Annotated in this window: 9 protein-coding genes and 3 rRNA genes; 8 read left to right on the forward strand and 4 right to left on the reverse strand. The window is 63.8% G+C overall.

The features are described from left to right. Positions 1–5: 5 nt before the first annotated feature. Complete coding sequence (gene mftM / locus GR168_RS09130; protein WP_159370582.1) at positions 6–869, reverse strand: mycofactocin oligosaccharide methyltransferase MftM; 864 nt, start codon at positions 867–869, stop codon at positions 6–8. A gap of 736 nt (positions 870–1,605) precedes the next feature. Between mftM and GR168_RS09135 the strand changes: the two genes are divergently transcribed. The 3 genes from GR168_RS09135 (at position 1,606) to rrf (ending at position 7,003) form a co-directional block, all read left to right on the forward strand. Further along, positions 1,606–3,128: ribosomal RNA gene (locus GR168_RS09135) — 16S ribosomal RNA — on the forward strand. A 440-nt stretch (positions 3,129–3,568) separates the two neighbouring features. Next, positions 3,569–6,699: ribosomal RNA gene (locus GR168_RS09140) — 23S ribosomal RNA — on the forward strand. Positions 6,700–6,886: 187 nt separating this feature from the next. Continuing rightward, a 5S ribosomal RNA gene (gene rrf / locus GR168_RS09145) occupies positions 6,887–7,003 on the forward strand. The 16S, 23S and 5S rRNA genes sit together here, the layout of an rRNA operon. Before the next feature lie 67 nt (positions 7,004–7,070). Here rrf and GR168_RS09150 read toward each other — a convergent pair. Continuing rightward, positions 7,071–7,949, reverse strand: a complete 879-nt coding sequence (locus tag GR168_RS09150) for a universal stress protein (protein WP_159371882.1) — start codon at positions 7,947–7,949, stop codon at positions 7,071–7,073. Positions 7,950–8,038: 89 nt separating this feature from the next. On the opposite strand from GR168_RS09150, the gene glsA reads away from it, so the two are divergent. Continuing rightward, the gene (glsA, locus tag GR168_RS09155) at positions 8,039–9,472 is read left to right on the forward strand and encodes a glutaminase A (RefSeq protein ID WP_159370583.1); all 1,434 of its coding nucleotides are present in this window, start codon (positions 8,039–8,041) and stop codon (positions 9,470–9,472) included. Positions 9,473–9,518: 46 nt separating this feature from the next. Next, complete coding sequence (gene nucS, locus GR168_RS09160) at positions 9,519–10,202, forward strand: endonuclease NucS (protein WP_159370584.1); 684 nt, start codon at positions 9,519–9,521, stop codon at positions 10,200–10,202. 77 nt (positions 10,203–10,279) lie between these two features. Here nucS and GR168_RS09165 read toward each other — a convergent pair whose 3' ends face one another. Beyond that, a complete protein-coding gene (locus tag GR168_RS09165) occupies positions 10,280–11,248 on the reverse strand; it encodes a hypothetical protein (RefSeq protein WP_065629063.1) in 969 nt (322 codons plus the stop codon). 152 nt (positions 11,249–11,400) lie between these two features. Continuing rightward, positions 11,401–11,871 carry a methylmalonyl-CoA epimerase gene (mce, locus tag GR168_RS09170; RefSeq protein WP_058249978.1) on the reverse strand — a complete coding sequence of 157 codons (471 nt, stop codon included), beginning with the start codon at positions 11,869–11,871 and terminating at the stop codon, positions 11,401–11,403. Positions 11,872–11,956: 85 nt separating this feature from the next. Here mce and GR168_RS09175 point away from each other — a divergent pair, with 85 nt between their 5' ends. The 3 genes from GR168_RS09175 to GR168_RS09185 all read left to right on the forward strand — a co-directional run bounded on the left by GR168_RS09175 (position 11,957) and on the right by GR168_RS09185 (position 14,861). Further along, positions 11,957–13,159, forward strand: coding sequence for an acetyl-CoA C-acetyltransferase (locus tag GR168_RS09175; RefSeq protein ID WP_065629062.1), 1,203 nt, complete (start codon positions 11,957–11,959; stop codon positions 13,157–13,159). A 62-nt stretch (positions 13,160–13,221) separates the two neighbouring features. Continuing rightward, the gene (locus GR168_RS09180) at positions 13,222–13,617 is read left to right on the forward strand and encodes a DUF3817 domain-containing protein (protein WP_058249980.1); all 396 of its coding nucleotides are present in this window, start codon (positions 13,222–13,224) and stop codon (positions 13,615–13,617) included. A gap of 92 nt (positions 13,618–13,709) precedes the next feature. After that, positions 13,710–14,861 (forward strand): MFS transporter, encoded by a 1,152-nt coding sequence (locus GR168_RS09185; protein WP_203235917.1) that lies wholly within the window; start codon positions 13,710–13,712, stop codon positions 14,859–14,861. Position 14,862 lies beyond the last annotated feature (1 nt).

Raw genomic sequence — 14,862 nt, forward strand, 5'->3', positions numbered from 1 at the left:
AGGAATCAGGACCGGGGGGTGAGGACGAGCCATCCGCCGTGATCGACGACGACCTCGGCGCCGGCATGCGGGACGGCTCGAGCCCAGCCGCACAGGTCGTTCTCGGTGAGCCGGACGAGGTGGCCGAAGTGCGGGCTCGGCTCGTCTTCGAACGGCACGCCGATGACCACGCGCTGCCGGGCGACCCGGAGGGCCTCGCCGATCGCGGCGTGCGCCCCCGCGGGATCGAGGTGCTCGAGGAGGTGGATGAGCGTGACGGTGTCGGCCGAGTCGTCGGCGTAGGGGAGAGCGGTCGCGTTCCCGACGGTTGCGACGACGGGCAGTCGGAGTCGGTGAGCGGCGTCGGAGAGCAACGACACCGCTCCGGGCGAGATGTCGCAGGCCGTGACCTGGAGACCGTCCAGGGCGCAGGCGAGAGCGAAGACGCCGAAGCACGATCCCACCTCGAGGACGGCCCCGCCCGAGACCAGGCTCCGCGCGCGTTTGTGGACGGGAGCGAATGCCGATGTGCCCGTGCGCAGTTCGCGAAGCGAGTTGTCGTAGAAAGCCGCCCAGGCGTCGTCGGCCGTGCCCGCCGAGGTGCGGATGATCCCCATCGCGGCGCATTCGAACTGCGACTGGCCGGCCAGCACGCCGGCCTCGACGAGGGCGACGAGCCCGTCGACGACCACGCCGTCGGAGATGCTCTGCTCGTCGAAGGGATGGGCGATCTGCAGGACGCCGGCCTCCCGACGCCAGGAGAGGAGACCGCAACGCGTGAACCCCTCGGGGACAAGCGCGGACGAGACAACCCGCGGTGGGAGTCCGGGTACCGGCGATGAGCCGATGGGCGCGCTCGTCGGGGTCGTGGCCAGTTCGGTCGCGGTCATGTCTCGACCGTATGAGCGCTCTGACCTGCGCATAACTGACCGACCGGGGGTGATGACCTGTCCGAAAGGACGGTCTGCGACGCACGTCACATCGATGTGATTCACCGAAATCCGCGCGCAGCAGCGGGATTCGGTTCCGCGCGGCAGGCGATGACCTGCGCCGATGGCTGTTGGGGCGGGCGGCGAGCAGGCGATTTGACCCCGACGATCCGGTTGCGTAACTTTCTTCAAGTCAGCGAGCCACGGCGCCGCCCCGGAAGGGCCTGAGAGGGTCTGATGGTGGGGAGTGGAGACCGGGTTTCTTGGCTGGCCGCCCCTGAATGTTTTGGCTTGAGTCGTTGTGGCTTGGGTAGAGTGTTTGGGGTTGCTGGGTCTCTCAGTGGTTCGGAATTCTTCGGGGTTGCGGGCTGCGGGTGGGTTCTGGTAGGCTGGAAGAGTTGCCCCGGAGACGGGGTGGCTGGCAAGGTTGAATGCGAAGTCTGCTGGTGAGAGCCCTGTTGAGGGGTGGGTAGCTGGTGGGTGTGTGTTCTTTGAGAACTCGATAGTGTGATGATGAATTGTCTGATGCCAATGTGGCATCGTGCATCTTTGTGGATGTAGATGTTTGTTTTTTTGTGTGGCGTCCGGGCCCCGTCCTGGGTGTCACATTTTGCTAGGTTTATTTTGGTCAGGTTGTGCTTTCCTGATTGTGTTGAAACGCCGGCCTTTTTTGGGGTTGGTTTTGTTTCACGGTTTTTTCATGGAGAGTTTGATCCTGGCTCAGGACGAACGCTGGCGGCGTGCTTAACACATGCAAGTCGAACGGAAAGGCCCAGCTTGCTGGGTACTCGAGTGGCGAACGGGTGAGTAACACGTGGGTGATCTGCCCTGCACTCTGGGATAAGCCTGGGAAACTGGGTCTAATACCGGATATGACCAACTGTCGCATGGTGGTTGGTGGAAAGCTTTTGCGGTGTGGGATGGGCCCGCGGCCTATCAGCTTGTTGGTGGGGTAATGGCCTACCAAGGCGACGACGGGTAGCCGACCTGAGAGGGTGATCGGCCACACTGGGACTGAGACACGGCCCAGACTCCTACGGGAGGCAGCAGTGGGGAATATTGCACAATGGGCGCAAGCCTGATGCAGCGACGCCGCGTGAGGGATGACGGCCTTCGGGTTGTAAACCTCTTTCACCAGGGACGAAGCGTGAGTGACGGTACCTGGAGAAGAAGCACCGGCCAACTACGTGCCAGCAGCCGCGGTAATACGTAGGGTGCGAGCGTTGTCCGGAATTACTGGGCGTAAAGAGCTCGTAGGCGGTTTGTCGCGTCGTCTGTGAAATTCTGCAACTCAATTGCAGGCGTGCAGGCGATACGGGCAGACTTGAGTACTACAGGGGAGACTGGAATTCCTGGTGTAGCGGTGAAATGCGCAGATATCAGGAGGAACACCGGTGGCGAAGGCGGGTCTCTGGGTAGTAACTGACGCTGAGGAGCGAAAGCGTGGGTAGCGAACAGGATTAGATACCCTGGTAGTCCACGCCGTAAACGGTGGGTACTAGGTGTGGGTTCCTTTTCACGGGATCCGTGCCGTAGCTAACGCATTAAGTACCCCGCCTGGGGAGTACGGCCGCAAGGCTAAAACTCAAAGGAATTGACGGGGGCCCGCACAAGCGGCGGAGCATGTGGATTAATTCGATGCAACGCGAAGAACCTTACCTGGGTTTGACATACACCAGACGCGGCTAGAGATAGTCGTTCCCTTGTGGTTGGTGTACAGGTGGTGCATGGCTGTCGTCAGCTCGTGTCGTGAGATGTTGGGTTAAGTCCCGCAACGAGCGCAACCCTTGTCCTGTATTGCCAGCGGGTTATGCCGGGGACTTGCAGGAGACTGCCGGGGTCAACTCGGAGGAAGGTGGGGATGACGTCAAGTCATCATGCCCCTTATGTCCAGGGCTTCACACATGCTACAATGGCTGGTACAGAGGGCTGCGATACCGTGAGGTGGAGCGAATCCCTTAAAGCCAGTCTCAGTTCGGATTGGGGTCTGCAACTCGACCCCATGAAGTCGGAGTCGCTAGTAATCGCAGATCAGCAACGCTGCGGTGAATACGTTCCCGGGCCTTGTACACACCGCCCGTCACGTCATGAAAGTCGGTAACACCCGAAGCCGGTGGCCTAACCCCTTGTGGGAGGGAGCTGTCGAAGGTGGGATCGGCGATTGGGACGAAGTCGTAACAAGGTAGCCGTACCGGAAGGTGCGGCTGGATCACCTCCTTTCTAAGGAGCACACAACATCACCCATTTCTGCCGGCGTATGTCTGTGCGGTGGGTGTGTGTTCGAGGGTGAAACATCAGACAGGCCCACTCCTTCTACACCGGTAGAGGGATGGGGGGTCACCGCGGGTCCGTGAGGGCTGGCGGGTTCATTGTCACGCTATCGGGGTTCTGAGAGAACACACGCGTGTTGTCTCTGACCTAGCTGTTCGGCCGATCATGCTGTTGAGGTGTCCTGTGATGGGGTGCGGAGGTGTGGGAGGTGGGATGGTGTGTGTTGTTTGAGAAGTGCATAGTGGATGCGAGCATCTTTATTTCATATCAACGTTATGCGTTGGTCTGTGATTTAGCAGAAATTTGTAGTGTTTGTGATGTCTACATTCGATCCTCGTTCATGGCTGGTTTTGTGCTGGTTGTGGGTGGGGGGTTGTTTGTAGGTGTTGTTGTAAGTGTGTAAGGGCGTTCGGTGGATGCCTTGGTACCAGGAGCCGATGAAGGACGTGGTAGGCCGCGATAGTCCTCGGGGAGTTGTCAAACGAGCTGTGATCCGAGGGTGTCCGAATGGGGAAACCCAGCACGAGTGATGTCGTGTTACCACCAGCTGAATGTATAGGCTGTGTGGGGGGAACGTGGGGAAGTGAAACATCTCAGTACCCATAGGAAGAGAAAACAATTGTGATTCCGTGAGTAGTGGCGAGCGAAAGCGGAGGAGGCTAAACCATGCGCATGTGATACCGGGTAGGGGTTGTGTGTGTGGGGTTGTGGGGTTCGTCTTCTTCCATCTGCCTGTGGAAGCGTGAGTGAGAAAACTATGTGTTAGGTGAAGTGGCCTGGAATGGTCTGCCGTAGTCGGTGAGAGTCCGGTAGCTGAAAACACATGGTCTTGCGTGACGGTGTCCCCAAGTAGCAGCGGGCTCGTGGAATCTGCTGTGAATCTGCCGGGACCACCCGGTAAGCCTGAATACTTCCTGGTGACCGATAGCGGACTAGTACCGTGAGGGAAAGGTGAAAAGTACCCCGGGAGGGGAGTGAAATAGTACCTGAAACCGGACGCTTACAATCCGTCAAAGCCTGTGCCTTCGGGGCGGGTGATGGCGTGCCTTTTGAAGAATGAGCCTGCGAGTTAGTGCTCGGTGGCGAGGTTAACCCGTGTGGGGTAGCCGTAGCGAAAGCGAGTCTGAATAGGGCGTTTGAGTCGCCGGGTCTAGACCCGAAGCGGAGTGATCTACCCATGGCCAGGGTGAAGCGTCGGTAAGACGTCGTGGAGGCCCGAACCCACTTCAGTTGAAAATGGAGGGGATGAGTTGTGGGTAGGGGTGAAAGGCCAATCAAACTCCGTGATAGCTGGTTCTCCCCGAAATGCATTTAGGTGCAGCGTCACATGTTTCTTACTGGAGGTAGAGCTACTGGATGGCCGATGGGCCCCACAGGGTTACTGACGTCAGCCAAACTCCGAATGCCGGTAAGTGAGAGTGTGGCAGTGAGACTGCGGGCGATAAGGTTCGTAGTCGAGAGGGAAACAGCCCAGATCGCCGGCTAAGGCCCCTAAGCGTGTACTAAGTGGAAAAGGATGTGGGGTCGCGAAGACAACCAGGAGGTTGGCTTAGAAGCAGCCACCCTTGAAAGAGTGCGTAATAGCTCACTGGTCAAGTGATCCTGCGCCGACAATGTAGCGGGGCTCAAGTACACCGCCGAAGCCGCGGCACTCCACCATGACATCCGCAGAGGTTTACGGACTTCTGTGTAGTGGGTGGGGTGGGTAGGGGAGCGTCCTGCATCCGTGGAAGCGCCGGAGTGATCCAGGTGTGGAGGGTGTGGGAGTGAGAATGCAGGCATGAGTAGCGAAAGCAGAGTGAGAAACTCTGCCGCCGAATGACCAAGGGTTCCTGGGCCAGGCTAATCCGCCCAGGGTGAGTCGGGACCTAAGGCGAGGCCGACAGGCGTAGTCGATGGACAACGGGTTGATATTCCCGTACCCGTGTATCCGCGCCCATGCTGAATCAGTTGTACTAACCATCCTGATCCCCCGGGAGCACCTTCGGGTGCCGAGTGGGGTGATGCATGGGACCTTGGCTGGTAGTAGGCAAGCGATGGGGTGACGCAGGAAGGTAGTGGGGCCAGTCAGTGGTTGTACTGGTGTAAGCCTGTAGGGCGAGTGATAGGCAAATCCGTCACTCACATAGCCTGAGAGGTGATGCGTAGCCGTTGTGGCGAATTCCATGATCCTATGCTGCCGAGAAAAGCCTCTAGTGAGTTGGTACACGGCCCGTACCCCAAACCAACACAGGTGGTCAGGTAGAGAATACTAAGGCGATCGAGAGAACTGTGGTTAAGGAACTCGGCAAAATGCCCCCGTAACTTCGGGAGAAGGGGGACCCATCCTGGTGACGATCTTTTCGGTCTGAGCTGGTGTGGGTCGCAGAGACCAGAGAGAAGCGACTGTTTACTAAAAACACAGGTCCGTGCGAAGTCGTAAGACGATGTATACGGACTGACGCCTGCCCGGTGCTGGAAGGTTAAGAGGACCGGTTAATCACCTTCGGGTGGTGAAGCTGAGAATTTAAGCCCCAGTAAACGGCGGTGGTAACTATAACCATCCTAAGGTAGCGAAATTCCTTGTCGGGTAAGTTCCGACCTGCACGAATGGCGTAACGACTTCTCTGCTGTCTCAACCACAGACTCGGCGAAATTGCAGTACGAGTAAAGATGCTCGTTACGCGCGGCAGGACGAAAAGACCCCGGGACCTTCACTATAGCTTGGTATTGGTGTTCGGTTCGGTTTGTGTAGGATAGGTGGGAGACTGTGAAGTGGGCACGCCAGTGTTCATGGAGTCGTTGTTGAAATACCACTCTGATCGTATTGGACTTCTAACCTCGGACCCTGATCGGGTTCAGGGACAGTGCCTGGTGGGTAGTTTAACTGGGGCGGTTGCCTCCTAAAAGGTAACGGAGGCGCCCAAAGGTTCCCTCAGCCTGGTTGGCAATCAGGTGTTGAGTGTAAGTGCACAAGGGAGCTTGACTGTGAGACGTACATGTCGAGCAGGGACGAAAGTCGGGACTAGTGATCCGGCACCGGCAAGTGGAAGCGGTGTCGCTCAACGGATAAAAGGTACCCCGGGGATAACAGGCTGATCTTCCCCAAGAGTCCATATCGACGGGATGGTTTGGCACCTCGATGTCGGCTCGTCGCATCCTGGGGCTGGAGTAGGTCCCAAGGGTTGGGCTGTTCGCCCATTAAAGCGGCACGCGAGCTGGGTTTAGAACGTCGTGAGACAGTTCGGTCTCTATCCGCCGCGCGCGTAAGAAACTTGAGGAAACCTGTCCCTAGTACGAGAGGACCGGGACGGACGAACCTCTGGTGTGCCAGTTGTCCCGCCAGGGGCACTGCTGGTTAGCTACGTTCGGAAGGGATAACCGCTGAAAGCATCTAAGCGGGAAGCCTGTTCCAAGATGAGGTTTCTCACCCCCTTCGCGGGGTTAAGGCCCCCCACAGACCATGGGGTTGATAGGCCAGAACTGTACGCACAGCAATGTGTTCAGGTGACTGGTACTAATCGGCCGAGGACTTACCAACAACACCCACAACATCACCAAACCTCAGGTTCGGTTGGTGTTCGCATCCACTATGTACTTCTGAAACAACACACTCCTCCGGGTGGCTTCGCCCCCCGGACACCCCCCACAACACCACGGTGTGACGGGGTGGTGAGAGGTGACAAACAAACACACGCACACTACGTGAGCGTGTTGTTTCACAAAGTTACGGCGGCTATAGCGGAGGGGAAACGCCCGGCCCCATTCCGAACCCGGAAGCTAAGCCCTCCAGCGCCAATGGTACTGCACCCTAATCAGTGTGGGAGAGTAGGACACCGCCGAACACAACATCCCATTGTGGCCCCTCGCGATTCGTGAGGGGCCACAATGCTTTTCTGGGTCGAGACGAGATCAGTCGGTGCCCTTCGGAACGACGATCATCGGAACCGACACCGCGCGAAGGATTTTCGCCGCGGTTGTGCCGAGGAAGAGCGTGTTGGGCGCCGCCAGCCGGCTGGAGCCGACCATGACCACATCGCCGTCCTGCCAGTCCAGGGAGCCGACTGCCTCCTCGATGGTCGACCCCTGGGCGATCGCCGAGCTGACCGGGAAGTCCGGTGGCAGTTGTTCTCTGGCCGCCTCGAGACTGCGTCGCGCGTGTTCGCGAGCGTGGTCGAGGGCCCGTTCTTCCGGCTCGGTGCGCCAGGGTAGGACGTCGTCGACGGCGACCAGCGAGATCAGCCGGATGGGCCGATGTGCACGGACACCGCTGCGCAACGCCGTCTGGAACAACAGCTGGGTGCCGGGCCTGCTGCCGATCGCGACCGAGATCTCTCGCACCTCGTCGGCGCCGAGATGCGCGAACCCCGGTGGCGCCACCGCCACCGGGACCGGTGCGGAATGCAAGATGTCGTTGACCACGGTCCCGAGTGTGTGCCGGCCGCGGATACCGCCACCCGCGCCGCCGATGACCAGCATGTCCGCCGATGTGCGCCGGGCCTGCACGATGAGACCCTCCCCGGGGTTGGCGTGTTCGGCGATCGTCGTGGTGGTCTCGATGTCGTCGGGGAGTCTGGCGGCAGCGGCGTCGAGCCAGCGGCGGGCCGCATTGTCCAGGGCGTCGGAGAGGCGTTCGACCGAGACCTGTTCGGACGGGTCGGCGCTGTCCGGCTCGGGTGGGATGACGATGCAGAGCTCGAGTTCGGCGTCGAAGGTCCGCGCGAGGCATGCGCCGAGGGCGACCGCGTCGTCGCCTCCCGAGGTGGCGATGTATGCGACGAGCAGCTTCATCGGTACTCCCAGCGTCGGTGTCTCGGTCCCGGTCATCGCCAGCCTAGTCATCTCCGACGGGGTGCCGGGGGACACGCTTAGATGGGGTCATGGACTCCCTCGTCGACGGTTACCTCAGCCACATCATGGACGAATGCCATTCGGACCGATCCGGTCATGTCGCCGACTACATCCCGGAACTGGCCGCCGTCGACCCCGAGGGTTACGGCCTGTCGATGTGCGTGCACGACGGCCACACCTACTCACATGGTGACTCCGCGACGGCGTTCACCATCCAGTCGGTCTCCAAGCCCCTCACCTATGCGATGGTCCTGAAGAAGCACGGCACCGCGGCGGTCGACGCGAAGATCGGCGTCGAGCCGTCCGGCGAGGCATTCAACGAGATCAGCGTGGACGAGCGCCGACGCCCGAAGAACCCGATGATCAATGCGGGGGCCATCTTTGCCGCATCCATGCTGTTGCCGCCGACCCGGGACGTGGCCGAGGCGGCGGTCGACGCCGCCTTCCGGGAGGTGCTCGAGTTCTACTCCGGATGTGCCGGACGGCGCCTCACGATGGACGAGGGGGTCTATGCCTCCGAGGCCGCGACGGGTTCGCGCAACCGCGCGATCGCCTACATGCTAGACAGCTTCGGGGCTCTAGAGACCAGCCCGGACGCCGCTCTCGACCTCTACTACCGACAGTGCTCGATTCGGGTGACGACCGACGACCTGGCCGGGATCGGCGCGACGATCGCGAACGGCGGGATGAATCCCCGCACGGGTCGGACGGTCTTCTCCAACGAGACCGCGCAGCGGTTGCTGAGTGTCATGACGACGTGCGGGATGTACGACGGCGCGGGGGACTGGGTCACCTCCGTCGGCCTGCCGGCGAAGAGCGGCGTCGGTGGCGGGATCCTCGCGGTGCTGCCGGGGCAACTCGGCATCGGCGTGTACTCGCCGCGGCTCGACGGTCACGGCAACAGCGTCCGCGGCGTCGACGTGTGTCGGCATCTGTCCACCGATCTGGGCCTGCACATGTTCAACGTGACACGGGAGAGTCGGGTGACGATTCGGTCGGTCTACGACCTCGCCGACACCCCCGTCAGCGCGGAATGGGGCGAGCAGGAGCGCAGCTATCTGCGGACCTGTCGCGACCGGATCCGTGTGTACGAACTCCAGGGAGATTTGACCTTCGCCGGCGCCGAGAGCGTTCAGCGGCGACTGGAGGCCGACATCGACGCATACACCGTCGTCATCGTCGAGATCTCCCGCATCGGGGTGATCGACGCGGTCGCACGCACGATGGTGCTGAGCATCAAACGGCTGCTGGACGACAGCGGCCGGCGGGCCGCGCTCGTCGACCCGGACGGGGTCGTCCGCGCCAGCGTCGATCGGCACCGTGACGACGCGGCGGTGCCCGATCTCGATGCGCCGCCGGAACTCCGGGGATTCGACCCGGCGCTTCCGCACGTGCACTCGACGATGGACGACGCGGTCGTCGACGCCGAGACGTTTCTGCTGAAGCACTACTACGACGAGTGAGCGGGCCGCGCCGCCTGGTCCCGGGACACACCACTAGGGTGGGCACGTGCGTCTCGTCATCGCGGAGTGTCAGGTCGACTACGTCGGGCGGCTGACCGCCCATCTGCCCATGGCCCGGCGGTTGCTGCTGATCAAATCGGACGGATCGGTGAGCGTGCACGCCGACGACCGGGCCTACAAGCCGTTGAACTGGATGAGTCCGCCGTGCTGGCTCACCGAGGCGCAGGTTCCCGACGGCACGCAGGCGGAGGCGTACTGGGTCGTCACCAACAAGGCGGGCGAGGAACTCCGCATCACCATCGCGTCGATCGAGCACGACTCCCAGCACGACCTCGGCATCGACCCCGGCCTCGTCAAGGACGGCGTCGAGGCGCACCTGCAGGAGCTGCTCGCCGAGCATGTCGAGACGTTGGGTCCGGGTCACACGCTCATCTGCCGCGAGTACATGACCGCGATCGGGCCGGTGGACCTGCTGTGCCGGGACGCATCGGGTGCCACGGTGGCGGTCGAGATCAAACGTCGCGGGGAGATCGACGGCGTCGAGCAGCTCACCCGGTATCTCGAGTTGCTCAACCGCGACACCACACTTGCCCCGGTGGCCGGCGTCTTCGCCGCCCAGCAGATCAAGCCGCAGGCCCGCACGCTGGCCGAGGACCGCGGAATCCGTTGCGTGGTGCTCGATTACGACGAGCTTCGCGGCGCGGAGAGCACGGAGTTCAGGCTCTTCTGAGGGGCTTCGACAAGCTCAACCAGCGGAGGGGACAAGCTCAACCAGCGGAGGGGACAAGCTCGATTAGCGGAGGGCCGTCAGGCGTTGGAGCGGGCCTCCGGCGACCGCGCCTCGGGCGAGAGCTTGCTGTTCAGGAGGTCGAGATCGTCGGCGTCGGACAGCACGGAGTACTCGGAGTCGTCGGGCTGGGCGAGCAGTTCCGGCAACTCGGCCAGCTCCTCGCGGAGCCGGCCGAGGTTGGCGGCGATGTCCTGACGCGTGCGGTCAGCGGCCTGCGCGAGTTCGCGTGATCGATCGAGTCGTTCGGTCGCGATGTCGAGCGCGGTCTGACGGATGTGTGCCGCCTCGTCGAGTGCGCGTTCGCGCTGATCGGCGAGTTCGGCGTCATGGCGTTCCCGCTCGGCCCGGCGTTCGGCGGCGCTGACCGCCTCGAGTTCGGCGACCTCGGCTTTCGCCTTCTCCACCACTCGGCGGGCCTCGTCCTTGGCGGCCTGCATGGTCTTGGTGTGTTCGGCCTCCATCGCGGCGGTGCGCTCGGCGATGAGGCGGGCGGACTCCGACTCGTTGGCGGCCGCGGTCTCCTTGACCTGCCGTGCCCGGGCGGCGGCCTCGTCGACCAGCTTCTTCGCGGCCGTGCGTGCCTCGCCCCGGACGCGCTCGGCGTCGGCCGCGGCCGACGACCGCATGTCGGCGGCCTCCTGGCGCGCGATGGACAGCGTCTCGGCGGCTTCGGCGGCCGCTTCGGCGCGCATCTCCGACGCTTCGTCGGACGCCAGCTGCAGCATCCGCGACAGTCGCTCGCTCATCCCTTGCGCGGTGGTCGGCGGGACCGAGAGCTTGTCGACCTCACGGCGCAGTTCGGCTATCTCGTCGCGCGCGTCCTCGAGATGCGCGGCGAGTTCGTGTGCGTTGGCGGTGGCGGCGTCGCGATCGGCGGCGAGGACGCGCAGATCGGCGTCGAGGCGCTGGAGGTGATCGGCGACCTGCTCACGGTCATAACCGCGCATCACGATCGCGAAGGGCAATTGCCGTGCGGGACCTGGCATGGCGGCCAGTGTATCGGAGAGAGTGCGGGATCTCCTCGACGTCGGCGACGCCGTGCGTGGAGGTGCCGAGCCGGCCGGTCCACGGATGGGAGCGGCCGGCTCGGCATGTCGAGTCAGCTAGCGGCGCAACGGTTTTCGGCCGCTGCGGCGGATCAGTGTGCGGTGGCGGCGGGTTCCACGAGTTCGAGCAGCACGCCGCCCGCGTCCTTGGGGTGGACGAAGTTGATGCGGGAGTCCGCGGTGCCCCGCTTCGCGGCAGGATAGAGGACCCGGACGCCGGCTTCGGTGAGTCGTGCCGTGACCGCGTCGACGTCGGTCACCCGCACGGCGAGCTGCTGGAGCCCAGGACCGTTGCGGTCGATGAACTTGGCGATCGTCGACGACTCGTCGAGCGGGGCGAGCAACTGGATGACCGCACCGGTGCCGCCGGCCGGGCCGACCATGGCCTCCTCGACGCCCTGCTCGGCGTTCGTCTCCTGATGCAGCGTCTCGAACCCGAGGTGGGTGGCGTACCACTCCTTGGCGGCGTCGAGATCGGGGACGGCGATGCCGACGTGATCGATGGCGACGATCAGGTCGGAGATGAGTGCGGTGGCGCTGGGGTCCGTTGCTGAGGAAGACATGGGACAACGGTAGCGTTGAGGTGTTGAGCGCACAGAGCGGGCGCTCGGTTGGCCCCCTATCTAGACACTTCCCGGAGGTTCCCTCATGACTTCGACTGCCGACAAGACCACGGTCATCGTCGCCGGCGCACGCACCCCCTTCGGCCGCCTGCTGGGCTCCCTGAAGGACTTCAGCGGGGTCGATCTCGGCGCGGTCGCCATCAAGGGCGCACTCGAGCGGGCCGGCGTTCCGGCATCCGAGGTCGAGTACGTGATCATGGGCCAGGTGCTGACCGCGGGGGCCGGTCAGATGCCCGCCCGCCAGGCCGCGATCAAGGCCGGTATCGGCTGGGACGTCCCGACCCTGACCATCAACAAGATGTGTCTGTCGGGGATCGACGCGATCGCGCTGGCCGATCAGCTCATCCGGGCCGGAGAGTTCGACGTCGTCGTCGCCGGCGGCCAGGAGTCGATGACCCAGGCGCCCCATCTCCTGCCCAACAGCCGCGGCGGCTTCAAGTACGGCAACACCGAACTCGTCGACCACATGGCTTTCGACGGGCTCTTCGACGCCTTCACCGATCAGCCGATGGGGGCGCTGACCGAGCAGGGCAACGACGCCGACGGGTTCACCCGTGAGCAACAGGACGAGTTCGCGGCACGAAGCCACCGGCTCGCCGCAGCCGCGTGGAAGAACGGCGTCTTCGACGACGAGGTCGTGCCGGTGGCCATCCCGCAGCGTAAGGGCGACCCGATCGAGTTCGCCGAGGACGAGGGGATTCGCGCCAACACCACCGTGGAGTCGCTGTCCGGGCTGCGGCCGGCCTTCCGCAAGGACGGCACGATCACCGCGGGCAACTCGTCGCAGATCTCCGACGGCGCGGCGGCCGTCGTGGTGATGAGCAAGGCCAAGGCCGAGGAACTGGGCGTCACGTGGCTGGCCGAGATCGGCGCCCACGGCGTCGTCGCCGGCCCGGACTCCAGCCTGCAGGCGCAGCCGGCCAATGCGATCGTCAAGGCCTGTGACCGCGAGGGCATCGCACCCGCGGACCTGGACCTCATCGAGATCAACGAGGCCTTCGCGGCGGTCGGGCTGTCCTCGACCAAGCAGCTCGGCGTCGATCCCGAGATCGTCAATGTCAACGGTGGTGCGATCGCCGTCGGACATCCGATCGGGACCTCCGGGGCGCGCGTCGCGCTGCATGTCGCGCTCGAGCTGAAGCGACGGGGCGGTGGCGTCGGTGCAGCCGCGCTCTGTGGAGCCGGCGGCCAGGGTGACGCGCTGATCATCCGGGTTCCGAAGTCCTGAACGAACGAGATGTCTACGACATCTTGTAGTAGTTTGCTGTCCGATTCGGCACAATGAGGGCCATGCTGTCATTCTTCGACCTGACCACTCCCGCCAAGCGCTTCCGGTTCGTCGCCGTCGCCGAGGCGATCACCTGGGCGGTCCTGCTGGTCGCCATGGTCGTCAAGCGGGTCAACGACGACGACGAGGCCATCGCCAAGCCGGGCATGATCCACGGGATCGTCTTCGTGATCTTCGTGGTCGTCGCTCTGATCACAGCGATCCAGCTCAAGTGGAACGCGGTGAAGTGGGAGCTGCCGGTGGGTTCGCGGCGGATCGGAATCCCGATCGTCACCCTGCTGGCGCTGGTCTCGAGCCTCCCGCCGTTCGGCACGATCGTGTTCGAGTGGTGGGCGCGCCGTAACGGCCATCTCGCCGAACTGTCCGCCGACCGCGCGCCCAGGCAGGCCACGGCCTGACCGCCCCGATCCCGCCTTCGATCGCCCCGACGCTCCGGCGCTCCCGCCGCAGCGTCGGGGCGATCTTCGCGCTCAACGGGTTTCTCGCCGCGATGTGGGTGGCCCACATCCCGGTCATCAGTGCGCGCACCGGAGTCGATCACGACCAACTCGGCGGACTGTTGCTGTTGCTCGGCGCGTCGGCGTTCGTCGGCATGCAGGTCTGCGGCCGTCTGATCGACCGTCGGGGGTCCCGGCCGGTGACGATCGGTGCCGCGCTGCTGCTGTCGGCGGTCATCGTCGCCCCGGTGCTCGCCGCCGACGCCCTGACGCTCGCCGCCGCGCTCGTCGCCTTCGGATTCGCCAACGGTTGCCTGGATGTGTCGATGAACGCGCAGGCGGTCGTGGTCGAACGGGCCTACGGCCGACCGATCATGTCGTCGTTCCACGGGTTCTTCTCGTCGGGCAGTCTCGTGGGTTCGGGAGTGGTCGCGGCAACCCTGTGGGCCGACGTCGGTGTCGTCCTCACCGTGGCCTGCGCCGCGGCGGCCGGCATCGGCGTCGTGGCGTGGAACGCGCGCGGTCTGGCTGGTCGCGAGGTGGGGACCGACGATGCGAGTGCACGCGGTGCAGACGCCGACGGCCCCGCGTCCGGGAAGTGGTGGCACACCGTGGACCGGCGCCGCCTGGTCCTGCTGGCGGTGGTCGCGTTCGCACTCATGCTCGCCGAGGGCACCGCCTACGACTGGAGTGCACTGCACGTGGTCGAGACCTTCGGTTCCGCCGAAGCCGTCGGCGCCATCGCGTTCGGCGCGTTCAGCGCGACGATGACCGTTGCGCGATTCGTCATCGATCCGGTCGTCGGGTCGGTGGGACCGGTGGCGGTCGTCCGCTACGGCGGCCTGCTCGGCACCGCCGGAATCCTGATCGCGGTGCTCTCGCCCGTACCCCTCCTCGCCATCGTGGGATGGGGCGTGTTCGGATTGGGTCTGGCGGGGCTGATCCCGCAGATCTTCACCGCGGCGGGCAATCTGTCGGGGGAGTCGAGCGGCCGGACGATCTCCGCCGTCGTCGGATGCGGCTATCTCGGCATGCTCGCCGGTCCCGCGGTCGTCGGCTTCATCAGCAGCCGGACCTCGCTGAACACCGGGTTGCTCGCGGCCGTGGCGGCGCTCGTCCTCGCCGTCGTGCTCGCGCCGGTCGTTCGCCCGGACCGCACGCGCACCGCCGCGCCGGACGGAACGCGTTCGCCCGACGTCGTCTGAT

Origin of the sequence: Gordonia sp. JH63 (genome assembly GCF_009856645.1) — a bacterium.
In the GTDB taxonomy this organism is placed as follows: domain Bacteria; phylum Actinomycetota; class Actinomycetes; order Mycobacteriales; family Mycobacteriaceae; genus Gordonia; species Gordonia hongkongensis.

Excerpts from the sequence above, each read along its gene's own strand:
- GR168_RS09185 (WP_203235917.1), top strand. The coding sequence starts at position 13,710 with ATGTGGGTGGCCCACATCCCGGTCATCAGTGCGCGCACCGGAGTCGAT.
- GR168_RS09180 (WP_058249980.1), top strand. The coding sequence starts at position 13,222 with ATGCTGTCATTCTTCGACCTGACCACTCCCGCCAAGCGCTTCCGGTTC.
- mftM (WP_159370582.1), bottom strand. The coding sequence starts at position 869 with ATGACCGCGACCGAACTGGCCACGACCCCGACGAGCGCGCCCATCGGC.
- GR168_RS09165 (WP_065629063.1), bottom strand. The coding sequence starts at position 11,248 with ATGCCAGGTCCCGCACGGCAATTGCCCTTCGCGATCGTGATGCGCGGT.
- glsA (WP_159370583.1), top strand. The coding sequence starts at position 8,039 with ATGGACTCCCTCGTCGACGGTTACCTCAGCCACATCATGGACGAATGC.
- GR168_RS09175 (WP_065629062.1), top strand. The coding sequence starts at position 11,957 with ATGACTTCGACTGCCGACAAGACCACGGTCATCGTCGCCGGCGCACGC.
- GR168_RS09150 (WP_159371882.1), bottom strand. The coding sequence starts at position 7,949 with ATGAAGCTGCTCGTCGCATACATCGCCACCTCGGGAGGCGACGACGCG.
- mce (WP_058249978.1), bottom strand. The coding sequence starts at position 11,871 with ATGTCTTCCTCAGCAACGGACCCCAGCGCCACCGCACTCATCTCCGAC.